Here is a 23,723-nt window from a genome sequence, read left to right as displayed (position 1 = left end):
GTCAGCGGTCCGCGGTGAGCACGATCTTGCCGCGGACCCGACCGGATTCGCTGCGCCGATGCGCGGCGGCGAGTTCGGTGATCGGCAGGATCTGCGCGATGTCGACGGTCAGCTCCCCGCGGTCGACCGTCGCCGCGAGCTCGTCGAGCACGGCCGTCGTCGGATCGACATAGAGTCGGCGCACGCGCGAATCCGGGTGTGTCGCAGGACCTTCGGCGGCCACCACCTGCCCGGTGCCGCTCAGGACGGTCAATGATCGATCCGTGTAGTCGCCGCCGATCAGGTCCACCACCAGGTCGACCTCGCGCACCGCGGTGGTGAAATCGGTGGTCCGGTAGTCGATCGGTTCGGTGACGCCCAGTTCGCGGAGATAGGCGTGATTGCCGGTCCGCGCGGTGGCGGCGATCGTCGCGCCGCGTCGCGCGGCGATCTGCACCGCCAGATGCCCGACGCCACCGGCCGCCGCATGCACCAGGACCCGCTCGCCCGGCCGTACCGAGGACAGTGCCTGCCAGGCGGTGGCCCCGGCCACCGGCAGTGCGGCCGCGTGCACCGGGTCGATCGAGGCGGGTACGCGGGCAAGTCGATTCTCCTGCGCCACTACGTATTCCGCGTTGGCGCCGCCGAACACCATGCCGTATACCGCGTCTCCCGGCGCGAAGCGTGTCGCCTCGTCACCCACCGCGGCGACGATCCCGGACACATCGAGCCCGAGCACCAGCGGCGGCTCCCCCAACCGCCGGATCACACCGCTGCGCACCTTCCAGTCCGCGGCGTTGACGCTGGTCGCCACGACGCGCACCAGCACCTCCCCCGGACCCGGTGCCGGCCGCGGCACCTCTGCCCTTTCGAAGACGTCCGGACCGCCGAAAGATCTCTGCACCATCTGCCACATACCGCCGAGTCTGCGCCGAGTGGTGTCCCAGCGGTAGTAGGCACCTTTCGGATACCGTGGTACCCCGTGGATACCGTCAAGGGCGATCAGAGTTCGGTAGAGGCGTTCCTGCGGGACTGCCCCGCGCGGCAACTGCTGTCGGTACTCGCCGACAAATGGGTCCTGCTGGTCCTCGGCAGTCTGCGCGAGGCGGGCGGGCCGGTGCGTTTCAACGCCTTGCGCAGGCGCCTGGACGGCATCACCCAGAAGGTGCTCACCCGAACGCTGCGCGACCTGGAACGCGACGGCCTGGTCCGGCGCGAGGTATTCCCCACGATGCCGCCCCGGGTGGAGTACAGCATCACCGCGCTCGGGGCGGATCTGGGGCGGATCAGCCAGGCGATGGGCGCCTGGGTGGTCGAACACCACGCGGAGATCACCGCCGCCAGAGCCGAATTCGATGCCGCGCGCACCGCCGAACCGGCCCCGGTGCCGCAACCGGGGCGCCCGCTGTCACCGGTCTCGAAGTGAGAACGGTTTATCGGGGCCCCGACCTGCGCGAACGCAAGACGACACACCGTTGACCCCGTCGGCCGTTACCACTTCGATAGGTCGAGTTGATCATGGCGGCCTAGACTTGGAATCCGCCTACGAGTGAGTGAAGGGGTGGCGTTTATGAGGAGCGCATTTCGTGTCCTGTTCGTCGCGATCATGGCGGCAATACTGGCCGCAGCCTGGTCGGGAGCCGCGTCCGCGGACCTGATCGGAGGCCAGCGCACCCAATACGGCGGTGGCACTTACGCCGAGGCCAACCTGTCGACGCACACCTTCACTGTCAGCCAGGGTGGACAGGTAGTGCGGGTGATGCCCGCGTCGATGGGCAAGCCCGGATTCGAGACTCCCACCGGCACCTTCAGCGTGCTGGAGAAGGATCGGTCGGTGGTGTTCGACTCGCGCACCATCGGCATCCCGCTCGACGACCCCGAGGGCTACATCATCGACGGTGAATACGCCGTGCGCCTCACCTGGGGTGGCGTGATGGTGCACTCGGCTCCGTGGTCGGTCGACTCGCAGGGCAACGCCAACGTCAGCCACGGCTGCATCAACCTCGCACCCGACGACGCCGCCTGGTACTACGAGAATGTCGGCATCGGCGATGAGGTCTATATCCACTGGTAAACATTTTCCCTCGTGGCATTCGGCGAACGCGCCGTCAGGGCAGTATCGTGCCCGTAACGAAATCGTTGCGGGACATACCCTGACGGCGACGAGCCTGATGAAGGTGGGGCGATGGATCGACCGGAAGCGCACAGACCGATCGGGGCTCGACAGCACGACCCGGGATCGGCCGGTGCTCCGCTCGCGGCTGTCACCCCGATTCGGCGGTCCCGCGACCTGAGCGCGCCACGGCCCCGCCGGGCGAGCGATCAGCCCGCCGGCGGCGCCCGCCACCGGATCGAAGGCGGACCGACGACACCGGCCGGTATTCCGGTCATCTCGGCGGCCCGGCTTCGCGACGCCGAATACGACGAGGTCGTTCCCGTCGTTCCGGCGGACGCCACCGTCACCGATCGGCTGCCCGTGGTCGGCGGGAAATTCGATCCCGGTGCGCGCCACCGCCTCCCGGACACCGCGTTCTCGATCGACGACAACGGCCCCGACACCGATCAACTGCCGATCGTCACCGCTTCCGGCCCCGCGTGGGCGGCCCTCGAACATCCGAGGCCCGGCTACGACGCCGCGGCGACCTGGCATTCGCGTCCCACACCCGAGTACCCCGGTGCGGACACCTTCCCACCACGCCCGGCGGCCGTGCCGACCAGCGGCGCGGACACGTTCCCACGGCGCCTCGCGCCCGAGGACCGTGCGGATACCTTCCCACCACGCCCCGCACCCGAGAACCGTGCGGATACCTTCCCACCACGCCCGGCACCCGATTACCGCGGACCGGACAGCTTCCCACCACGCCCCACACCCGATTACCGCGGACCGGACAGCTTCCCACCACGCCCCACACCCGATTACCCGGACACGGACGCCTTTTCGCCACTCGCCGCTCCCGGCTCCGACGGTGCCGACAGCGAGCCTTCGCGTCCCGCACCCGACTACAACGGTGATGACGAAGTCTTCGCGCGGATGATCGATCGATCCAAGCGACGGCGTGTGCCCCGCTGGGTCGCACCACTGGTCGCGTCGGTGGCAGGCGCCGTGCTGCTCGGCGGCACCTACGTCCAACTACGCGGGCCCGCACCGGCATCCACGGCGGCCAGTACCCCACTCGCACCGAGTTCGGTGAGCCCGGTGACGGCCGAGTGCCCCACCGAACAGATCGGCGCCATGGTGCGGGGCAACGGCGCGGGCGGCACCGAGTCCGGCATCGCGGCGATCATGGCCTTCCAGTACGCGTACTACGTCGCGCGCTCCGGCGACCAGGCCCGGACCCTCGTGGCATCGGACGCGGTCGCACCCTCGGCGGCCGCCATCCAGGCCGGGATCGACTCCACTCCGGTGGGGACCACGCACTGCGTGGAGATCACTCCGGGCGCCTACGCCGGGCAGTTCCTGGTCAAGATCACCGCGTTCCGACCGGATTCGGCGCCGAGCACCTACACCCCGCAGCTCGTGGGAACCGCGGAGGTCGGCAACAAAACGCTGATCACTTCGTTCGGAGCCGCACCCCGCTAGACCCCGAACACGGATCGTTGTGCACCACCCCGGCCCCGGTAGTTCTCCCCGCTGACCAGCAGACGACCGCCGGTCTACCGCTATGCCGGTGGCCGGGCTCGGTGCGATGCAGCATCGAGACCGACGGCAGCTGCGTCCTCAGCAGGCGGTAGATCCCGCGACCGGATGGCGAAAGGTGGTCAGGCGCGGGATTTTTCGGCCGCCACGACCACATGGCGCATGAGCAGCGCGGTGGTCACCGGGCCGACGCCGCCGGGGACGGGGCTCAGCGCCGCCGCCTTGCCGATGACCGACGCCGCGTCGACATCGCCGACGATTCCGCCGTCGGCGGACTCGTTGGTGCCCACGTCGATCACCACGGCGCCGTCACCGATGTGCTTGCCGGTGACCAGGCCGATGCGGCCCGCCGCGGCGACCACGATATCGGCGGGGGTGGTGACCGCGGCCAGGTCGGCGGTGCGTGAATGCGCGACGGTGACGGTCGCGTTCTCGGCGAGCAGCAGCTGAGCGAGGGGCTTTCCGACGATGTTGGAGCGGCCGACCACGGTGACCAGACGCCCCTGCAGCGCGATCCCGTGATGCTTCAGCAGCTCCACGACGGCTTCGGAGGTGGCGGGGACGAAACCGTCGAGGCCGGAAGCGAGCAGGCCGAGCGAGAGTGGGCTGACCCCGTCGACGTCCTTGGTCGCGGCGATCGCCGAACTCACGTCGTCGAGGTTCACGCCCGCGGGCAGCGGGGTCTGCAGCATGATCGCGTCGGTCGCCGGGTCGGCGCTGCGCGCGCTCAGCTCGGCGCGGATCGTCTCGGCGCTCGCGTCGGCGCCGAGATCGATGCGCTCGCAGGCTATTCCGAGTCGTTCGGCCGCCTTGCGCAGGGAGTTCACATACCAGGCGCTGGCCGGGTCGTCGTTGGCGACGATCAGCGCCAGCGTCGGCGCGGTGCCCGCGGCGGTGAGCGCGGCCGCGCGCTCCTTCGAGTCGGCGTTGATGGCGGCGGCGAGTTCCTTGCCGGTCAGCGAAGCGGTATCCACGGTGTGACACCTTATCCGCCGCCGGACCGACGACGTGGCGCCGGGCCGCGACGCGCGCAAGCTGGTCGAGGTCCACCGCGGTCCGGACGGGCGGTCGTAGGGTGTCGGCAGCTCTGCTCTGCCAGCACGTACCGAACCGTTCGCGGGAAGGGTTGCGACTGTCGTGAAGATCTCGAAACACTGGAAACACCTGGCCGCCGCTGTCCTGGCGACCGCCGCGCTGACCGGCACCGCGGTCGGTCCGGCCGCCGCGGAAGCCGATGTGGCCGCGCTCTACAACTCAGCACAGCGCCACTTCACCGACGGTGACGACGCCGCGGGACGCGCCGACCTGCGTGCCCTGATCGCCGCCGACCCCCATGACGCCGACGCGCTCGCGCTGCAGGCGATCTGGTCGCACTACGCGGGTGACGGGGCCGCGGTCGGTGACGCCCTGGCCCGGCTCGGCGGCATCGACGCGGGCATGGCGGCGGGCACCAATCGCGTGCTGCACGCGGTGACCGCGGCGGCCGCCACCCTGCCCAACCCACTGCCGGCGCTCGTCGGTCCACAGACCGGCATCGTGGTTCTCGGCTACGGGCTGCTGCCCGACGGCGCGTTGCGCCCGGAGCTGGAGAACCGGCTCACCGCGGCGTGGTTGCAGGCGATCGCCGCACCGTTCTCACCGGTGATCGTGACCGGCGGCAATCCGCAGAACGGCATCTCCGAGGCCGAGGCGATGCGGCGCTGGCTGGTGGCGCGCGGGCTGCCGGGCGATCGGATCCATGTGGAGGACCGGGCCGGGTCGACCGTGCAGAACGCGCTGTTCAGCACGCGACTGCTGCGCGATCTCGGCGCGACCAGCGCGGTGGTGGTGACCTCGCCGAATCACATTCGGCGCGCGGTCGCCGACTTCATCGTCGCGGGGACGACCGTGGTCGGCGCGACGACCTCGCTCGAACAGCTGGTTTCCCAGTTGCCCCCGCCCGCGCGCAACGCCCAGCGCGGGATCTATCTCGACGCGACGCGCACCTTCGAACTCGACACCGAGCGCTGATTCGTCGCACCGCCACCGGCGGTGAAAATTCGGTTGCCCGGTCAGGAACAATCGGCGCATGAGTGGTTCCGGTTTTCCCGAGGTGGTCGTCGAGTTGCGGCGCGCGGGATGTGTATTCGCCGAGGACGAGGCCGCGCTGCTGATCGAGGCGGCCGACGGCGATCCTGGACGCCTCGATGCGTTGGTCGGACAGCGGGTCTCGGGGACTCCGCTCGAATATCTGCTCGGCTGGGTGGAATTCCGGGGGCAGCGGGTGGGGGTGCGTCCTGGCGTTTTCGTACCGCGTCAGCGCACGGCGTTCCTGGTGGAACAGGCGGTCGACGGCGTCGCGCCGGACACGACGCGAGCCTGCGTGGTCGACCTGTGTTGTGGCTGTGGAGCTCTGGGGCTGAGCGCGGCGACCGAGCTCACCGCACGTGGATGCGACGTCGAGCTCGTCGCCGCTGATATCGACCCCGTCGCCGTCGCCTGCGCGCGCGAGAATCTCGCGCCGATCAGCGCGCCGGTCTTCGGCGGTGATCTGTTCGACGCGCTGCCGGTCGACCTGCGCGGGCGCATCGACATCCTGCTCGCGAACACACCGTACGTGCCGAGTGCCCGAGTCGCGGATCTGCCACCGGAGGCACGCGAGCACGAGCCGCTCGCCGCGCTCGACGGTGGAGCGGACGGGCTCGACGTGTTCCGCCGGGTCGCCGAAGGGGCGGCCACCTGGCTGGCACCGGGCGGCACGGTATTGGTGGAAACCGGGGCGGGGCAGGTCGACACCGCGTGTTCGGTGCTCACCGCGCACGGTCTCGCGCCGCGCGTCGCCGAGTCCGGGGAGCACTACGCCACGGTGGTTCTCGGCACCCGGGATCGCTGATCGCGTGGACACCACGACCGTCGAGACCGATCAGTAGCCCGTCGACGAGGCCGCGCGCACTGCCGACGGACGCGGCGATGCCCCCGTCAACCGATCGCCTGCGCGACCCGTCGACGGGGGCACCCGTCCCGAATGCCTACTTGCGTCCGGTGAACTGATCCATCGAGTGGTACACGCCCACCGCGTTCAGGTAGAAGTCGCGAACCTTGATCGGCAGTAGACCGGTCAGTGCCCGGTTCATCCGCGAGGTCCACGGGAGCACCACCAGGGCGCCGCCCTTCTTCATCTCCGACCACGAGGTGTCGACGACCTCGTGCTGCTCGAGCATCGGCGTGAACAGAATGCCCTTCGCTCCGTCGAACATGCCGGTGTTGATGTAGGTCGGGCAGACCGTGGTGACCTTCACGTGGTCGTGGCCCGCCTGCTCGAGCTCGAGGCGCACCGAATCCGACCAGCCCAGCGCCGCCCACTTCGACCCCGCGTACACGGCCATGCGCGGATTGGCGACCAGACCGGCCGACGACGCGATATTGAGCACGCGCCCCTCGCCGGCACCGGCGACCATGCCGGGCAGGAACTCCAGGGTGACGTACATGGGGGCCAAGGAGTTGATCGCCATCGTCTTGTCGATGTCGGCGCGGTTCTCGGTTTCCCAGAAGTAGGTGTTGCCACGCACGATGCCCGCGTTGTTGACGAGGATGTCGATGCCGCCGACCTCCTTGCGCACCGCCTCGCCCGCCTCACGGATCGAGTCCTGCGACGACACGTCCACCACGTAGTGGTGGACCTTGCCGCCCGCGGCGGTCAGCTGCGCCGCGGTCTCGCGCAGCGCCAACTCGTTGATATCCCACAGCACCACCGCGTCGGCGCCCTCGGCAACGGCCTTCTCGGCGAACAACTTGCCGAGTCCCATGGCGGCACCGGTGATGAGGACCCGCTTGCCTGCGACCGTTTCCAACTTCATTCTCGCTACCTACCCCTGCTCGTGTTGCTACTTCTGCCGCGTCTACTTCTGACGCAGCGTCTTCATGACTCCGAAAACCACCGTCATCGTCTTGGCCCACATCTGCTCGGACATGCCGGGCAGCGGCGCGATCGGCAGCACTCGCTGGACCGCGATGGTCTGGGTGTCGATGTACTTCAGCAACCCTTCGGGGCCGTGGCGACGCCCCTGGCCGGAGATGCCGAGACCACCCGAGGGCGCGTCGACGCTGCCCCAGGCGGCGCTGAAGCCCTCGTTCACATTCACCGAGCCGGCGTTGATCCGGGCGGCGATCTCCTTGCCGCGGTTCACGTCCCGGCTCCACACGCTGGCGTTGAGGCCGTAGGCGGTGTCGTTGGCCGCCTCGACGGCGGCTTCGTCGGAGTCGACCTTGTACACCGACACGACGGGGCCGAAGGTCTCTTCGCGGTAGACCGTCATGCCGGGCGCCACGTCGGCGAGCACGGTGGGCTCGTAGAAGTACGGGCCGAGATCCGGGCGGGCACGGCCACCGGCGAGCACCTTGGCGCCCTTGGCGACCGCGTCGTCGACGTGCCCGCTGACGGTGTCGAGCTGACGCTGGAAGGTCAGCGAACCCATGTCCCGGCTGTAGTCGAGCTCGCCGCCGAGCGACATGTTCTTGACGTTGCCGACGAATTCCGCGACGAACTGGTCGTACACGGTGGCGTCGACGTAGATGCGCTCCATCGACTCACACAGCTGACCGGCCGACGAGAAGCACGCGCGCACAGCCAGTTTCGCGGCCTTGGAGACATCGGCGTCGGCCAGTACGAGCAGCGGGTTCTTGCCGCCGAGCTCGAGGGAGTAGCCGATCAGGCGCTCGCCGGCCTGCTGGGCGATGGTTCGGCCGGTGGCGCTGGAACCGGTGTAGTCGACGTAGTCGGCGCGCGCGATCACCTCGCCACCGATCTCCCGGCCGCGGCCGAGCACCGCCTGCCACAGACCGCGCGGCAGCCCGGCCCGCTCGGCGGCGTCGATGGCCCACAGCGCGGTGAGCGCGGTCTGGTTGTCGGGGCGCGCGATGACCGCGTTGCCCGCGATCAGGGCGGGCAGCGCGTCGGAGGCCGCCAGCGCGAGGGGGTAGTTCCACGGCGAGATGACCGCGACGACGCCCTTGGGCCGGTTGTGCACCTCGACCGAGGTGAGTACCGGCAGCACGCCGCGCGGCTTGCGGTCGGCGAGCAGTTTGGGCGCGACGGTGGCGTAGTAGCGCGCGTTCAGCGCGACGTCGGCGATCTCGTCGAAGGCGTGCGGCCGGGACTTGCCGGTTTCGGTCTGCACGATGTCGAGGATGGTGTCCTGCTCGGCGAGCACGATGTCGTGGAAGCGGCGCACGATCTCGGCACGCTGCTTCACTGCGACCTTGGCCCAGTCGCGCTGCGCGTGCCGGGCGACCGCGAAGGCACGCTCGATATCGGCGACCGAGGACTGCGGCAGGTCGCCGATCTTGTGGCCGGTGGCAGGCGCGAAGACCGCGACCGACGGCGCGCCACCGGCGACGCCGCGCTCGAACAGGGGCTTGACCAGCGCGGCGGGCAGCGCGGTGGGTTCGGCGGTCAGCTCGGGGGCTGTCGTCATTGTCGGCCCTTCTCCTCAACAGATGGATCGCGCGGAACGGGTCGCGCACGTTCAGCTCATTTACTGAACACTAGTGTTAGATTAATGCCAGCGCCCTGGTTCGTGTCAAGCTTTCAGTGTGCGAGGACCGGCTGTGAGGGAGGTGCGATGACCGAGGAAGCGACGACGGTGCGTCGCGGGCGCCCGCCGCAGACCCAGGAGCAGGCCGAGGAAGTCCGCGCCCGGATCATCGAGGCGACCGCCGCGGTGTTCACCCGCAACGGTTCGCGCGGGTTGAGCGTCGCCCAGATCATCGAAGAGGCCGGGCTGGCCAGGCCCACGTTCTACCGCTATTTCGGCAATGCGTCCGAGCCGCTGCACGCGGTGCTCGACGCGTCCAACGACGGCCTCGTCGGCGGCATCCGCGAGGCACTCGCCGGCACCGACGAGCCGGTCCAGCTGGGCATCCGGCTGATCGACGCGTATGTGGACTGGGCGCGCGGGCACGGCCCGATGCTGCGGCCCCTGTTCGCCGAGCTGCACGATCCGGGTTCGGTGGTGTCGGGCTATCGCGAACGCGCCCTCGACGACATTCGCGACCTGGTGCGCAAGACTTTCGGCGAACTCGGGCGGCCGGTCCCCGCACCGCTGGACCTGGACGCGGCGCTGCACGTGTGCGAGTACATCGTCTACCGGCTCACCGCGGGCAGCGAGCCGGGCAGTGATCCCGATCCGGCGCTGGCGTCCGAGGCCAGGGTGACCATGATTCGCGTCCTGCTGGTCACCCTGGGCACCCGCGACGATCTCGCCTACGCGATGGAACTACCCGGCCTGTTCCCTGATCCGTAGCGGTGCGCGGTCCCCGGCCGCGCGTCCCGCGGTGACCAGGGCGAGCGAGAGCAGCGCCGCACCGCACCAGCCGACGAGACCGAGCCGCTCGTCCAGGAACAGCACCGCCAGCAACGTGCCGGTGAGCGGTTCGAGCAGCGCCAGCAGTGCGCCGGTGCCCGCGCCCGCTGCGGTGAGGCCGCGGAAGTAGCGCGTGTACGCGATGGCCGTCGGAAACAGCCCGAGCGCGAGAGCTCCGAGGATGCCGGGCAGATTCGGGTCGATCGCGGTGCTGGTCAGGGCCGCCGGGAGGGCGAGCAGGATCGCGCCCGCGGTGAACCCGGCGCCGGTAGCGGTGACGGGGTCGAGTTCGGGAACCGGAACCGCGGCGATCACCGTGAGCACGGCGAAGGCGGTGGCCGCACCCAGCGCCATGGCCGCGCCCCACAGCGCCCTCGACCCGTCCGCACCGGGTGCGCCGACCAGCAGCGCGAGGCCGGTGAGGGCGAGCGCGATGCCGCAGGCGCGGGTGCGATCGAGAGCTCGCCTGCCGGTGAGGTACTCGGCCAGGGCGACGACGACCGGGGACATCCCGATGGTGATCAGCGTCGCCAGGCTCACCGAGGACAGTGCCACCGCGCCGAAATAGCAGCCCTGGAACACCGGCGCCAGGACGGCGATCGCGCCGATGCGTCGCCACGCCGGCGCACCACGCGGGATCGCCCGGCGGGTGAGCACGCAGAGTCCCACCAGCAGCAGCCCGCCGACGGCAAGGCGCACGGTGGCGACCGCGATCGGGGACAGACCGGTCGATCGCTGGACGAGGGTGCCGAGCAGGCCGCCGGTCCCCCAGAGGATTCCGGCGACGACGAGATCAGCTGTGCCCGTGCGGGCGGACAGCGAAACAGACATGGATGTGCGCTCCTGCGACAGAAGGTGAGGGGGTCGCGAGAAGCGAGGTGCTGGAGTGAGCAGGCTCGACGGGTCGGCCCGGCGAAACCACGGGCGGCCGGTTCGGCCGGTGCGCGCTACTGACGAGCGCGGCGGGGCACCTCGCTCAGGAGGCGGGCGGCGGGGTGGAACGGAAGCACTCGTGCACGTCGCGAGTGTACTCCACACAGAATCTCCACATTTGGCGTCGCAACCCTCCACACCCGCTCGCTAGGGTCGCACCATGGACAACAGTGGGGGCGGGACAGGACAGGCGGCACGCCGGATCCTGGTGGTCGACGACGAGGTGACGATCGCCGAGTCCGTGGCCGCGCGGTTGCGGGCCGAAGGGTTCACCGTCGACCTGGCACACGACGGGCCCGCCGCGGTGGCGGCGGCGCTGGCGGGGGAACCCGATCTGGTGGTTCTCGACGTGATGCTGCCGGGGTTCGACGGGCTGGAGGTGTGTCGCCGGATCCAGGCCGAGCGCCACGTGCCCGTCCTCATGCTCACCGCGCGCACCGACGAGACCGACCAGCTCATCGGGCTCGGCGTCGGCGCCGACGACTATCTCACCAAGCCGTTCTCGATGCGGGTGCTCGCCGCCCGGGTGCACGCCCTGTTGCGGCGGGTGGATCGGGCCGCCGAGCGCGGCGACACCAGCATCGTCGTCGGCGATCTGCGGATAGACCTCGCCGAACGGCGGGTATGGCGCGGCGACACCGAAGCACGGCTCACCCCCTTGGAATTCGACCTGCTGACCCGGCTCGCGCAACGTCCGAGGGCGGTGCTGGCCAGGGAACGACTACTCGAGGACATCTGGGACTGGTCCGACGCGGCGGGGACGCGCGCGGTGGATTCGCACGTGAAAGCGTTGCGGCGCAAGCTCGGTGCCGATCTCATCCGCACCGTGCACGGTGTCGGATACGCCCTGGACGCGCGATGATTGCCGCCGACCGCGCCACGAAATTGATGGACCGGATCGCCGACGTGCTGCCGCGGCCGCTGGACCGGCTGCGGTCGATCAAGCTCAAGCTGGCCGTGTTGATGTTGTGCTCGGGCGGTGTCGCGTTCGGGTACTTCCGGCTGAAAATCGGCTGGCTGCCGCCGCGTACCACGGTGGCCGCGATCGGGATCGCGCTGCTCACCTCGCAGTTCCTCGCCCACGGGATCACCCGGCCGCTGCGCGAGATGACCGCAGCCGCGCGGCGCATGACCCAGGGCGACTACAGCTTTCGCGTGCGGGCCTCTTCGCGTGACGAAGTGGGGCAGCTCGCGACCGCCTTCAACCAGATGGCCGCCGACCTGGCCGCCGCCGACCGGCAACGGCGCGACCTCATCGCCAATGTGTCCCATGAGCTGCGCACGCCGGTGACCGCACTGCACGCCGTGCTGGAGAATCTGGTCGACGGGGTGAGCGAACCCGACCCGGCGACGCTGCGCACCGCCCTGGCCCAGACCGAACGCCTCGGCCTGCTCGTCTCGGAACTGCTCGACCTGTCCAGCATCGAGGCGGGCGCGTTCACGCTGGATCGCGAAGACCTGCCGCTGGCACCACTCTTGGCGGAGGTGATCGCCGAAGCCGAGGTGATGACCGCCGCGCTCGGTCGTGGTGTCCGGTTCACCACCGCGATCGAACCCGGCTGCGCGACCGTGTTCGCCGACCGGGCCCGTCTGCACCAGGTGCTGTTCAACCTGCTCGACAATGCCGCCCGGCACGGCCCGTCCGGCGGCGAGGTCCGGGTCTGGGCGTCGACCCACCCCGAGGGGACCGTCCTCGAGATCCAGGACGACGGCCCCGGCATCCCGCAAGCCGAGCGCGCCACCGTCTTCGACCGTTTCACCCGTGGCGGGCGCACCGACGGCGGCGGCACCGGCCTCGGCCTGGCCATCGCCCGCTGGGTGATCGACCTGCACGGCGGCACCATCGCCGTCGCCGACCCCGGCTCCCGCATCCGCGTCGTCCTCCCCACGGGCTGACCTCTACGTCGAAACCATCTACCCGGCACTTCGGTCCCGGGACGCATCCGCACACCTCCAGGAGGGGAACCTATGTCCGACAAGCCGATACCCGAGGCGCCGACGCCCGATCAGGGCACTGCCGAGAACCAGCACACCGCGACACGAGCCGCCGACACGACCACAACCACAACCACGACCGACCCGACGGGCGAGGCAGTCGCGAGCGGCGTGCCCGACTCCGGCAGCACCGACGCAGACCCCCAGGTGGGCGGCGATGCGACAGGCGCCGGTACTCAGGCGACAGCTGTGCTCACCAAGACCTCGCCGGACCCGGCCGCGCCGCCCGTCTCGGTCTCGTTCGCGAAATTGCTGGCCGCCCCGCCCGGGACCGCCGACCTACGAACCGCAGCGTGGCCGAGTCTGCCACCGCCCATTCCCCCTGTCCCCCCACGCTGGCAGCGGGTAGCGCGCCCACCCGGTGTCCTCCCGGCCGCGGCACTCGCCGGAATCATCGGCGCCACGGTGATCCCGCTCGACCGTCCCGGCATCGGCTGGCTGATCGCGGGAACCGCCATCGCCGGAGCTCTCTGCGTCGTCGACTATCGCGCCCGGTCCGGCGGTCCGTCATCCGAGCCCACCTCGGATTCCGCACCGACGGCCGAAACATCACCCGCGCCGGCTCCGTCCACGCCGGTGCCGTCTGCGGCCGGCGAAGTCAGCACGAATTCCGCTGAGCCACTCCCACTTTCAGATGCCGGTGCACTCGCACCGTCCGACGCCGACGACGTCGTGGCAACCTCCCGCGCTGTCTCGATCGGCGATCGGGCCTGGTGGGCGGCAGCCGCGATCGTGCTGCTGGGAGTCGGAACGGTGCGGGCGGCGGGCTGGCTGTTCGTGCTGTGTGTGCTCGCGGCGTGTGTCGCCGGGTCGCTGGCGGTGCTGGGACGACGCAGTGTGCGTGGCATCGCGCACGACATGTTCGCGGTGCCGTTGGCGTCGTTCGGGGCGGTGCCGTGGGCGTTCTCGGGGCTGCGGGAGTCGCGGTCGGTCGGGACCTCGAGTGTCCGCCGGTACGGGATCTCGGTGGCCGCGACGGCGGCGTTGCTGGTGGTGTTCGTGCCGCTGCTCGGTGGGGCGGACGCGACCTTCGCCAAGCTACTGAACGGGCTCGTCCCGACCGTGGACGGCCCGGCGATGTGGCAGTGGATCTTCTTGTTCGCTGTCGTCACGGCAGGTGTGCTCGGAGCGCTGTATGTGCTTGCCGGGCCACCTTCGCGCGCCACGGATTCGGTGCGGCCGCAGCGACTGTGGTCACGCAGTGAGTGGATGCTGCCGGTCGGGGCACTGACCGTGTTGTTCGCGGTATTCGTCGGCGCGCAGTTCGTCGCGCTGTTCGGTGGCGACGATTACGTGCAGCGCACCGCCGGTCTGACCTACGCCGAATACGCTCGCAGCGGTTTCTGGCAGTTGTCGGCGGTGAGCATTCTGACGCTGGCCGTGATCCTCGCGGTACTGCACTGGTCGGTGCGGGAAACCGCTGCCGACCGCCGGTCGCTGCGCGTCCTGCTGAGCGCGGTGAGCGTGCTGGCGCTGGTGATCGTGTGCTCCGCGCTGGGCCGGATGTGGACCTACCAGCAGGCTTACGGATTCACCGTGCTGCGCCTGCTGGTGACCACCTGCGAGCTGTGGGTCGGCCTCGTCTACGTTCTCGTGCTGGCCGCCATTGCACGACTGCGCTGGAGCTGGGTGCCGCGCGCCGCGATCGGCACGGCGCTGGCCACCCTCATCGCACTCGCGGTGATCAACCCGGAATATCTTGTCGCCGAACGTAATATCGACCGCTGGCAGACCAGCGGCCGCCTGGACGCGGACTACCTGAGCAGTCTTTCCCCCGACATCCTTCCCGCCCTCGATCCGCTGCCCGCACACCTGCGGACACCGATCGAAACCCCCGTTCTCGACGACCTCGAGCCCGACCACTGGTGGTCCTGGAACTGGTCTCGCAGCGCAGCCCGCTGACCACCGCAGGCGCGGTCGCCCGTGACGGGCGACCGCGCGTCATCACTCACTACCCCTGCGGCGCAACAGTTCTGGACAGTCCGCTGGCTCGCAGGACCCGGCGGCCGATCGCGGCGCGGATGGCGTCCTCGGTACCGATGACGCGGACGTGGGAGCGCGCCCTGGTGATGGCCGTGTAGAGGAGTTCCCTGGTGAGCAGCGTGGATTCGGGTTCCGGCAGCACGACCGAGACGGTGTCGTACTGGCTACCCTGGCTACGGTGGATGGTCATGGCGAAAACCGTGACGACAGCGGGGAATTGGGTGGGGTGAACCAGGTAGGGCTCGCTGCCGCGCTGAAGCGCGGCGCGCAGCGAGCCGTCGGGGCGGCGGATGATGACGCCGGTGTCACCGTTGTAGATGCGGGCTTCGTGGTCGTTGGCGGTGACCAGCAGCGGCTGGCCGGGGTACCAGACCGATTGCGGCCCTTCGGGTCCCGCGCCGCCTGCCGCGGCCCACTCGGCTGCCATGCGGTCCCAGCGTTCCACACCGAACGGACCCTGGCGGTGGGCGCAGAGCAGGCGATGCGACTCGAGGGCGGTCAGCGCGCCGATCGCATCACCCGCCTCGGCGGCGGCCGTGACGGCGAGGGCAGCGGTCGTGACGTCCGCCCGCACCGCGCGAACATCGTCGGGGCCGCACAGCGACACATCGTCGCCTCCCGCACGCAGAATCGCCAGCGCCGCATCGGCATCACCCGCGCGAACGGCGACCGCCAGATCGGCGATGTGGCCGCCGAATCGCCGTCCCCTGGTCAACCGGACGATCCCGCCCTGCAACCGCCGCTGTTCGAGTGCCGTCAGCGAGTGTGCCTGCGTCGCGGGTGGATCGGCCGGCGATCCTTCGGGAGTCCCGGGTACCACATCGCCGTGGAGGCCGAGCACCTCGCGCAGCGCGGGATTGGGCGCGCCGCTCACCGGCCCGGCCACGAGGTCGGCCAGCACGGCGCCCGCGTCGACCGAGGCGAGCTGGTCGGGGTCGCCGACGAGCACGAGGCGAGTATCCGGGCGCAGCGCGGAGAACAGGTGGCTCATCATCGTCAGCGACACCATCGAGGTCTCGTCGACCACGACGACGTCGTAGGGCAGACGGTTGTGCTCGTGGTGGCGGAAGCGGGTGGTGCGGCCGCGCTGCCAGCCCAGCAGGCGGTGCAGGGTCGAGGCGGTGAGCTCGGGCAGGCCGAGGACGGCGGCTTGTTCGCGAACCGCTTCCTGCAGGCGGGCCGCCGCTTTACCCGTGGGGGCCGCGAGCGCGATCCGCAAGGCGGGCAGCTTCGGCGAGGCGGCGCGATGGGCGGTGAGCAGGGCCAGGATCCGGGCGATGGTGTGGGTTTTGCCGGTGCCGGGTCCACCGGCGACGACGGTCGTCCAGTGGGTCGCGGCGAGGGCAGCGGCCAGACGTTGCCGGTCGGGACCCGCGCCGAGCGGGTCGGCGAAGAGCCGGTCCAGTTGTGCGCGTACCAGTTCGGTCTCGATAACAGGGTGGTCGGCACTGCGCTCGGTGAGTACTCGTCGCAGGGTCTGCTCCTGCTGGTAGTACCGGTCGAGGTAGAGCAGCGCGCCACCCTCGGCATCGGCTTCGACGATCCGCAACGGGCGCAGCGGACCGGACTGCCCACCGCAGATCAGCGGACTGCGACGCAGGGCCGTGAGCACCCGCTCGGTGTCCGGCCACGGCAGGGTCGCGGGGTCGATTCCCGTGACGCTGTCACGGGTTTCGTCGGCATCGATGCCGATCTCGCGCATCCGGGCCAACTCGAGACACACCGATCCCGAGCGCACCGCGCGCACGGCCAGCGCCGCCGCGAACAACACGTCCTCGCTGTCCTCGCGCCCCATGCGACCCAACCGCACCGCCACGTGCACGTCCGCCGCCGACAGGACTCCCGCTTCGTTGAAGACCCGCAACAGCCCGGTCCCTCGCTGCGCCACCTGGATAGACGTCATGACTGCCCCGCGAGGAGGTCCGACAGCGCGACGACGAGTTCCGCCGAAGGATGCCAATCGAAGACACCGTGTCCCGGTGGGGTCGCCGCGCCGATCATGCCCCGCACGAACAGGTATCGGGCGCCGCCGAGATGGCGAGCGGGGTCGTAACCGGGCAGCCGCCAGCGCAGATACCGGTGCAGCGCCACGGCATACAGCAGCGCTTGCAGTGGATAGTGCGAGCGGATCATCTCCGCGACCATGTGGTCGCGGCGATAGTGCTCGACGGTGAGGTCGCCGGTCCCGAGCCGGTTGGTCTTGTAGTCGACGATCAGATAGCGCAGCTCACCCGTCTCATCGGGCACCCGCAGCACCGCGTCGATACTGCCGGTGAGATAGCCGCGCAGCACCGTATCCGGTAGTGCGGCAACATGATCGGCGTAACCGGCGAGATCGTCGTCGGCGGGCAGGTGGGTACGCAGCAGCGCGGCTACGGCGTGCATCCCGGCCGAGCGCGGTCCGGGTGAATCACCACCGCCGAGCGGGAGCTCGAATTCCAGTTCGTTGAGCCGGTCACGGGTCGCGATCGCGGCCAGGGACCCGAAATCGGCCGGGGTACGCAGAACTTCGAGCAGCGCGGTCGCGAGCAGATCGACATCGAGCTCGGCCATCGTGTGCTCTACCGCCTCGACACAGCGCTGGTGGACCTCGGCGGCGAGATCGGGCACCGAGGTGTCGACCGTTTCGAGAACGCCGTGGACCAGCGTGCCGAACTCGGCGCCGTAGGGCAGGTCGTTCATCAGCGACGGGTCGGCCGTGCTGCCGGTCAGGGCGTCGATCGGCGCCTCGGTCGGCTCGTCGTCCGGGCCGGGACCGTCCTCGGGTTCCTCGTCGGCCACGCCAGGGGCGTCGTGCGCGCCCGCGGTGAGCGCCGAATACGACGTGCGCCGCCACTGCTGGTCGAGCGCGCGGGTGAACCCCGCGGCCGCCAGCTCGCCGGTCGGTAGCTCGGAGCGTACTCGCCGGGGCGCCACATCCTCGGGACGGTCGACCACGGTCACCGAGATCACCTCCGATGCGGACGCGGCCCATTCGGAAATCCGTTGCGCCGCAGCGGTATCGGCGGGAATCTCGGCCCGGCGCGGTACCTGCGCCGATCCCGGGCGCCTGCCCAGCATCATCCGGTGCAGCGGCGCGGCGCCGGTGGTCACCGCCGGCGCCCACCACGCGACGATCTGGCACATCGCCCGGGTCAGCGCCACATACAGCAGCCGCAGTTCCTCCCCCGATTCCTCGGCCTCACACCGCAACTGGCGCTCGCCGTACCCGGGCGCCTCCTTGCCGCCGATATCGAGCACCCTGGTGCCGTTGTCGTCGTGGAACAGCAGCGTCGCCGGATACGGATTCTTGGCGCTGTCCCAGGTGAAAGGCAGGTAGACGATCGGAAACTCGAGGCCTTTGCTGGCGTGCACGGTGGCGATCTGCACGGCCGCCGCGTCTCGATCGAGGCGGCGACTGCGGCCGCTGACGCTACCGGCCTCCGGCTCGCGCACACGGTCGGCGAGCCAGCGGGTGAGCGCGGTCAGGCCGAGCCCCTCGGCCAGTGCCACCTCGTCGAGCAACTGCGCGAGATGGCGCAGGTCGGTGAGTTCGCGTTCGCCGTTGTCCACCGCCAGCAGGCGGGGCGCGAGGTCGGTCTCGGTGGCGAGCTTGTCGAACACGGCGGCGAATCCGGCGCGCGCGAACAAGCGCGCGGCGTCACGCAACTGGGTGGACACCCGGCCGACGAGATCCGCACCGCCCGCGTCGATCTCGGCGGCGCTCACCCCCAGGATCGGTGTGCACGCGGCCAGCCGCACCCGGTCACCACGATGCGGTTGTTCCAGGGCCCGCAGCACCCACAGCCAATCGGTCGCGGCGACGGTCGCGAAGACACTGGTGCCACCGGCGAGGACGGAGGCCACCCCGACCCGGTCCAGCGCCGCGCGCACCACATCGATCTGGGAGCGGGTGCGCACCAGTACCGCGATATCGCCCGGCCCGATCGGCCTGCGCACCCGGCCGTCGCCGACCTCGCGCAGCGATTGATCCCCGCCGCGTACAGGTTTGGCGTCGATGGTGGTACCGGATTCGAGCAGGGTGACGATATCGGCGGCCAGGTCGTCAGCCACCTTGGCCCGCTGCCTGCCCACCGACGGGAACCCCGACCGATTGCGCGGTCCGGCCCCCGTCCGTGGGAGCACCCGGAGTCGCAGCGGGGCGATGACGTCCGGCTCACCGTGCAGACGGGTCATCGGCCGCGTCGGCGTGACCGGGTAGACGCTGATCTCGGGATGACCCAATTCCGCACCGCCACACAGGTGGTCGATGGCGCGCAGCAATCCGGCGTCGCTGCGCCAGTTGCGGGTGAGCTCGCTGCGTCGATCGGCCAGCGCCACGGCGTCGAGGTAGCTGAGCACTTCGGCGCCACGGAAGGCGTAGATGGCTTGTTTCGGGTCGCCGACCAGGACGAGAGTGGCGTGCTGGTGGAAGGCCAGGCGCAGGATGTCCCACTGCAACGGATCGGTGTCCTGGAACTCGTCGACCAGCGCGACCCGGTAGCGCTGCCTGATCCGGGCGCGGGCGCGCGGCCCGTGGTCGGCGTCGGCCAGCACGTCGTGCAGCAGGACCAGCAGATCGTCGAAATCACGCAGTCCCGCACGGCGTTTGCGTCGTTCGGTCTCGGCCCGCACGGCACTCGCGAAGGCGACCCGCTCCCCCGCCGCACCATCGGTGCGCGGGGCGAGGTCGGCGTGCCGGTCGTGGACGGCCGCCAGTGCCAGGGTGTGGGCATCGCGCAGGGTGAACGGGGCGCGGTCGCGGGCGTAGCGGGCCAGATACAGGTCGTCGGCGACGGTGCCGACCAGTTCGTCCACAGATTCGACCAGCCGAGCGCCGGGATCGTGTTCGCCGGCCAGGCCGAGTTCGTCGAGCATCCGCTGGCAGAACGAGTGGGTGGTGGCGATCGTGCCCGCGTCGAAATCGGCCAGGGCGGTGAGCAATCGGTGCCTGCGCGAGCGCACCGTGGCGGGGTCGGTGTCGGCCATCGCGCGGACGAGCTCGTCCTGATGGTGCCGTGCGGTATCGGGATCGGCCAGGGCGGTCGCCACCGTGACGAAACGGTCCCTGGTGCGTTCGCGCAATTCCTGGGTGGCGGCGCGGCTGAACGTGACGAGGAGCAGTTCGGTGATCGCGATGCCCGCCTCGGCGACATAGCGGACGGCGAGCCCGACGATCGCGTGCGTTTTGCCGGTGCCCGCGCTGGCCTCGAGCACCGTGGTGCCCTGCGGCAGCGGACCGGTGGCATCGAAGGCGGTCGGCGCCGAGACGGTTCCCGTCACGGCTGTCCCTGACTTTCGGCGGCGAGCAGCGGCGCCCACCAGCGGCGCGCGAGGGCACCGAAGTGGGTGCTCTCCGGCTCGCCCGGCCGGCTGGTTTCGGTGGCGAGACCGGCGAATCGGGGTGCGCGGCCCCAGACGTAGCGCAGGTAGCGGTCGGTGTGGTCGCCGAACTTGTCGGGGCCGTTGGGGCCACCGTCGAAGGCGTGTTCGGCGGCGAGCAGGGCGTCGGCGACGCTGTCCCCGCGGAAGCGGCGCTCGGCGTAGGCCGCGGTGGCGGCGGGCGCGCAGGGCAGCGGTTCGCATAGCCCCTCGTCGCGCAACCGGACCAGATCACGCAGGATCGCCAGTGCGGCAGGCGCTTCGGGTGCGGTGATCACCGATCTGGCCACCGGCCTGCTGCGGAATTGCCCCCGCCCCGTGCTGATCGCCTGCCACGAGCGGTCTTCGGTGGCGGCGAGGGCGAGCAGCGACACCCAGGACGCGAGCCGGTGTTTCGGCGCGAGCCGCGAGTAGGTGGTACGCACCAGCGTTTCGCCGCGAACCTCGGGCACGGTGCCCGCGAGGGTGCGGCCGTTGCCGAGGTCGACGGCGATGTCGACGGCGCGCGGGGGCGCCTCGTAATCGGGCAGCGCGGTCCGCACGAGGGTGTCGACGGTGCCCTCCACTTCGTCGAGCACCCTGGCCCCGAAACCGAAGGGGGGCAGGGTGCCCCGGCGCCATTCGGCGGCCCGCAGCCCGGCCGGGTCGGCGCCGGTGAGGCGCGCCGACAGCATGCGTTCGCCGAGGTCCCACTTGGCCAGGCCGTCGAGTTCGATCGGGAGCTGATCGGCGATGTCCTCGGATTCCTCGGGTACCCGCAGGCCGAGGCGCTGCCACAGGAACGCGCGCACCGGGTGTTCGGCGAACGAGATCAGTTCCGCCAGTGCGACATCCGCGATGGGAGCGGGTGGCAGCGCCGCCGTGAGCAGCGGTGGACGCGGCCGGGACGGGCGCGCGGCGGCGCGGGCACCGGCCAAGGCGACGGTGTCGAAGCTGCGTGGCTTCTCGGGGGCGAAATTGCGCCGGTCGAAAGCCTGCAGGGGATGGCGAAGGTGGACGGCGTCCATGGCCGCCGGACCCACATGGGTGGCGAGCACGTCGAGCAGCTCGGCGACGGGGACAGCGGGCGGACGGGCGGCACCGGTGACCGGGTCCGCACCGGTGTGCAGGATCAGCAGCCTGTCCCCCGCGGCCATGATGGCGTCGAGGAGGAGTTGCCGGTCTTCGCTGCGCGCATCGCGTTCGCCGACCAGCGGGTTCCGGGCCAGCAGATCGTCACCGTCGACGCTGCCGGGACGCGGGAAGACGTCGTCGTCGAGGCCGAGCAGTACCACGACACGGTGGGGCACCGACCGCATCGGCACGAGCGTGCACACGGTGAGTTCGCCGGTGCGGAAGTTCGCGCGGCCGGGGCCGCCCGCCAGGCGGCTGGTCAGCAGGACCGCCACGTCGGCGAGGCGCAGCGGGGTGTCGCCCGCGTGTTCGGTGGCGGCCACGATCTCACGGCGCGCTTCGGTGCGGATCCAGGCGTGCGCGGTGGGCACGTCGGTGAGCAGCTCGACCGCGCGCAGCAGCACCGCGGTCCATTCGGCGGCGGGGCGCGGGCCGCGCAGGTCGCGCAGGCACACCGCGAGGCGGTCGATGAACTCGGCGAAGCGGCCGGCGAGGTCGACGTCGTTGGAGTCGACATCATCGAGCGGCAACGCCAGATCGAGCCAGTCGTCGCCGGATTCGTCGGCGGTGACACCGAGCAGGATGCGGTCCACCGCGGCGTTGAGGGTGTTCTGGGCGAAATCGGCGAGCCCGAACGCCTCGCGTTGACGCTGCCCGATCCCCCATCGCGCGCCTGATTCGGCCGCCCACTCGCGCAGCCGTTCGATGTCGTCGTCGTCGAAACCGCAACGGCGGCGGACGGTTTCGCTCGCCGCCAGGTCGAGCACCTGCGTCACCGTGACGCGTCCGTCGGCCAGTTCGAGCAGTTCGATCACCACCGACAGCATCGGGTTGGTCACCGCCCGCCCGCGATCAGCGAGCCGCACCCGCAACTGATGCGCCGGGTGTTCACCGTCGACCGGCAGATCCACTCCGGACCCGCGCTGGCCGAACGCCGCCCGCACCAGGGGCGCGAACGCCTCCACATCCGGGCACATGATCAGCACGTCACGCGGCTCGAGCGCCGGATCCGCCGCGAACGTGCTCAGCAGCAGATCCCGCAGCACTTCCACCTGCCGCGCCGGGCCGTGGCACGCGTGGATCTCGACGCTGCCGTCCGGCACCGCGCCGATCCCGGGGACGCGGTCCGCGCGAACAGCGGTCTGCACGGCACCGAGCAGGGTGGGCGCGGCCATCTCGCCGGCGAGGTGGATATCGCTGTCCAGCACCGGGTTCAGGCGCTGCTCCAATTCCCGCACATCCCGGGCCAGCCCCGAGAGCAGCGGGTGGGACACCAGATCCGCGGTGTGGTCGTCCGCGCGGGGGCGGACGGCCGCGTCGTTCGCACGGCGATCAGCGCGCACGGCGTTGTCGCCCGGGTCGGCCGCGCCGTCGCCCCCGACAGCCCATTCGCCGAGGCGACCCTCCGCGGGTACGGACGCGTCCTCGTTCACCGCGATGCCGACGGCTACCCGGCCGAGCGCGGCCCACATCGCCGGACTCGGGTGCGCCGACCAGAGGTGAACTTCGCGGTGGGCGGCGAGCGCGGTGACCACGGCCAGCTGATCGGCGGGCAGACGGGTGAGCCCGAACAGGGAGAGCCGCTCGGGCAGGTCGATCGAGGCGGGTTCGGCGCGCAGGTGGGCACAGGCATCGGCGAGCCGTTCGGCCGGGCTCGGGGCGCCCACGGCGGTGCGCAGGGCGCGCCACAACCGCGGTTGCCAGGCGAGGTCGTCGGGCACCGGCCCGCCCGCGCCGTCGGTGTCCGCGCCCGCCGCCCAGTCGAGCAGGACCTGCGGGCGTTGCGCGGCATAGGAGTCGAAGAGGGCCGCGAGGTGGGCGGCCGTGGAGTAGCGCCTGCCGAGACGGTGATCGGTACCGGGCAGGCCGAGATGCCGAGCCAGGACGGCCGCCCACGGCTGGTCGGCGACCTCGTCGATCACCCGCAGCAGCGTCCACACCAGTCGCTGACCCGCCCACGGATCGTCGGTGGGCGCGACCCCACTCGCACCGGCCAGCACCTCGGCCACCAGGGCCGCAGGCGCGGGAAACGCGATATTCGCGGCCACCCCGTCGCCGGCGCCGGCGACTCCGAGCACACCCGACAACCGTTGCGCCAGCCAGCGCTCCACCCCCTTGGCCGGAACCGCGACCACTTCCGTGGCGAAAGGATCGGCGGGAATCTCACCCAGCAAACGCCCCAGTCCGTCGGCCAGCGCGTCGGCGCGTTCGGCGCGATGGAGGTGCAACGGCATCCGTTGTTTATACGCCCAGCGACCGACCCGCAATCGCGCGGCCCCGCGACCACCACTGCACCGGGCTAGTGAAATACGCCACACCGCAGGATGTCCCGGCCCCGCCTGCGGCGCCCTCGGCGCCGGGCGTGGGATCGTGGCGGTTCG

The 23,723-nt window shown here is 70.7% G+C and carries 16 protein-coding genes and 1 pseudogene; 9 read left to right on the top strand and 8 right to left on the bottom strand.

Features of this window, described 5'->3' with window-relative positions; all coding sequences use genetic code 11:
- Nucleotide 1 precedes the first annotated feature (1 nt).
- Complete coding sequence (locus ACFVVI_RS04580) at nucleotides 2-886, bottom strand: NADP-dependent oxidoreductase (protein ID WP_387443186.1); 885 nt, start codon at nucleotides 884-886, stop codon at nucleotides 2-4.
- Nucleotides 887-961: 75 nt separating this feature from the next.
- Between ACFVVI_RS04580 and ACFVVI_RS04575 the strand changes: the two genes are divergently transcribed.
- The 3 genes and pseudogenes from ACFVVI_RS04575 to ACFVVI_RS04565 all read left to right on the top strand — a co-directional run bounded on the left by ACFVVI_RS04575 (nucleotide 962) and on the right by ACFVVI_RS04565 (nucleotide 3,559).
- Nucleotides 962-1,405 carry a winged helix-turn-helix transcriptional regulator gene (locus ACFVVI_RS04575; RefSeq protein ID WP_379311982.1) on the top strand — a complete coding sequence of 148 codons (444 nt, stop codon included), beginning with the start codon at nucleotides 962-964 and terminating at the stop codon, nucleotides 1,403-1,405.
- Nucleotides 1,406-1,636: 231 nt separating this feature from the next.
- Nucleotides 1,637-2,053, top strand: a pseudogene (locus ACFVVI_RS04570) (L,D-transpeptidase); the annotation flags it as partial.
- 111 nt (nucleotides 2,054-2,164) lie between these two features.
- Nucleotides 2,165-3,559: a hypothetical protein gene (locus ACFVVI_RS04565; RefSeq protein ID WP_387443184.1), complete on the top strand. Its 1,395-nt coding sequence runs from the start codon at nucleotides 2,165-2,167 to the stop codon at nucleotides 3,557-3,559.
- A gap of 179 nt (nucleotides 3,560-3,738) precedes the next feature.
- Here the strand turns inward: ACFVVI_RS04565 and ACFVVI_RS04560 are convergent, their stop codons facing one another.
- A complete protein-coding gene (locus ACFVVI_RS04560) occupies nucleotides 3,739-4,590 on the bottom strand; it encodes a bifunctional 5,10-methylenetetrahydrofolate dehydrogenase/5,10-methenyltetrahydrofolate cyclohydrolase (RefSeq protein WP_379311980.1) in 852 nt (283 codons plus the stop codon).
- A 163-nt stretch (nucleotides 4,591-4,753) separates the two neighbouring features.
- Between ACFVVI_RS04560 and ACFVVI_RS04555 the strand changes: the two genes are divergently transcribed.
- Together ACFVVI_RS04555 and ACFVVI_RS04550 are read left to right on the top strand one after the other, a co-directional pair.
- Nucleotides 4,754-5,626: a YdcF family protein gene (locus ACFVVI_RS04555; protein WP_379311979.1), complete on the top strand. Its 873-nt coding sequence runs from the start codon at nucleotides 4,754-4,756 to the stop codon at nucleotides 5,624-5,626.
- Between the two features lie 58 nt (nucleotides 5,627-5,684).
- Nucleotides 5,685-6,488 carry a putative protein N(5)-glutamine methyltransferase gene (locus ACFVVI_RS04550; protein ID WP_378988330.1) on the top strand — a complete coding sequence of 268 codons (804 nt, stop codon included), beginning with the start codon at nucleotides 5,685-5,687 and terminating at the stop codon, nucleotides 6,486-6,488.
- Nucleotides 6,489-6,624: 136 nt separating this feature from the next.
- Here the strand turns inward: ACFVVI_RS04550 and ACFVVI_RS04545 are convergent, their stop codons facing one another.
- Together ACFVVI_RS04545 and ACFVVI_RS04540 are read right to left on the bottom strand one after the other, a co-directional pair.
- Nucleotides 6,625-7,452: an SDR family NAD(P)-dependent oxidoreductase gene (locus ACFVVI_RS04545; RefSeq protein ID WP_378627296.1), complete on the bottom strand. Its 828-nt coding sequence runs from the start codon at nucleotides 7,450-7,452 to the stop codon at nucleotides 6,625-6,627.
- 42 nt (nucleotides 7,453-7,494) lie between these two features.
- Entirely contained in the window at nucleotides 7,495-9,069 is a 1,575-nt protein-coding gene (locus tag ACFVVI_RS04540) for a succinic semialdehyde dehydrogenase (protein ID WP_379311977.1), read from the bottom strand.
- Between the two features lie 147 nt (nucleotides 9,070-9,216).
- Here ACFVVI_RS04540 and ACFVVI_RS04535 point away from each other — a divergent pair, with 147 nt between their 5' ends.
- The gene (locus ACFVVI_RS04535; RefSeq protein WP_378988336.1) at nucleotides 9,217-9,897 is read left to right on the top strand and encodes a TetR/AcrR family transcriptional regulator; all 681 of its coding nucleotides are present in this window, start codon (nucleotides 9,217-9,219) and stop codon (nucleotides 9,895-9,897) included.
- On the opposite strand, the gene ACFVVI_RS04530 is transcribed toward ACFVVI_RS04535, so the two are convergent.
- A complete protein-coding gene (locus ACFVVI_RS04530; RefSeq protein WP_387443178.1) occupies nucleotides 9,871-10,788 on the bottom strand; it encodes a DMT family transporter in 918 nt (305 codons plus the stop codon). The genes ACFVVI_RS04535 and ACFVVI_RS04530 overlap by 27 nt on opposite strands.
- Before the next feature lie 262 nt (nucleotides 10,789-11,050).
- On the opposite strand from ACFVVI_RS04530, the gene ACFVVI_RS04525 reads away from it, so the two are divergent.
- The 3 genes from ACFVVI_RS04525 to ACFVVI_RS04515 all read left to right on the top strand — a co-directional run bounded on the left by ACFVVI_RS04525 (nucleotide 11,051) and on the right by ACFVVI_RS04515 (nucleotide 14,787).
- On the top strand, nucleotides 11,051-11,752 hold the full coding sequence (locus ACFVVI_RS04525) for a response regulator (protein ID WP_378656277.1): 702 nt from the start codon (nucleotides 11,051-11,053) through the stop codon (nucleotides 11,750-11,752).
- A complete protein-coding gene (locus tag ACFVVI_RS04520) occupies nucleotides 11,749-12,786 on the top strand; it encodes an ATP-binding protein (RefSeq protein ID WP_387443176.1) in 1,038 nt (345 codons plus the stop codon). Before ACFVVI_RS04525 ends, ACFVVI_RS04520 begins: the two co-directional genes overlap by 4 nt.
- A gap of 72 nt (nucleotides 12,787-12,858) precedes the next feature.
- Nucleotides 12,859-14,787: a DUF4153 domain-containing protein gene (locus ACFVVI_RS04515; protein ID WP_387443174.1), complete on the top strand. Its 1,929-nt coding sequence runs from the start codon at nucleotides 12,859-12,861 to the stop codon at nucleotides 14,785-14,787.
- Between the two features lie 49 nt (nucleotides 14,788-14,836).
- Here the strand turns inward: ACFVVI_RS04515 and recD are convergent, their stop codons facing one another.
- From recD to recC, 3 genes are read right to left on the bottom strand one after another with little or no spacing between them, the layout of a single operon-like run.
- The gene (gene recD, locus ACFVVI_RS04510) at nucleotides 14,837-16,771 is read right to left on the bottom strand and encodes an exodeoxyribonuclease V subunit alpha (RefSeq protein ID WP_387443171.1); all 1,935 of its coding nucleotides are present in this window, start codon (nucleotides 16,769-16,771) and stop codon (nucleotides 14,837-14,839) included.
- Nucleotides 16,768-20,130 carry a UvrD-helicase domain-containing protein gene (locus ACFVVI_RS04505; protein WP_387443169.1) on the bottom strand — a complete coding sequence of 1,121 codons (3,363 nt, stop codon included), beginning with the start codon at nucleotides 20,128-20,130 and terminating at the stop codon, nucleotides 16,768-16,770. The genes recD and ACFVVI_RS04505 overlap by 4 nt, the downstream gene beginning before the upstream one ends.
- On the bottom strand, nucleotides 20,127-23,576 hold the full coding sequence (gene recC, locus ACFVVI_RS04500) for an exodeoxyribonuclease V subunit gamma (RefSeq protein ID WP_387443167.1): 3,450 nt from the start codon (nucleotides 23,574-23,576) through the stop codon (nucleotides 20,127-20,129). The genes ACFVVI_RS04505 and recC overlap by 4 nt, the downstream gene beginning before the upstream one ends.
- Nucleotides 23,577-23,723: the final 147 nt, after the last annotated feature.

The sequence above is a fragment of the Nocardia sp. NPDC058114 genome, from assembly GCF_042884695.1.
GTDB lineage: Bacteria > Actinomycetota > Actinomycetes > Mycobacteriales > Mycobacteriaceae > Nocardia.
The sequence above is the reverse complement of the archived record's forward strand: the minus strand, read 5'-3'. Positions and strand labels throughout refer to the sequence as shown.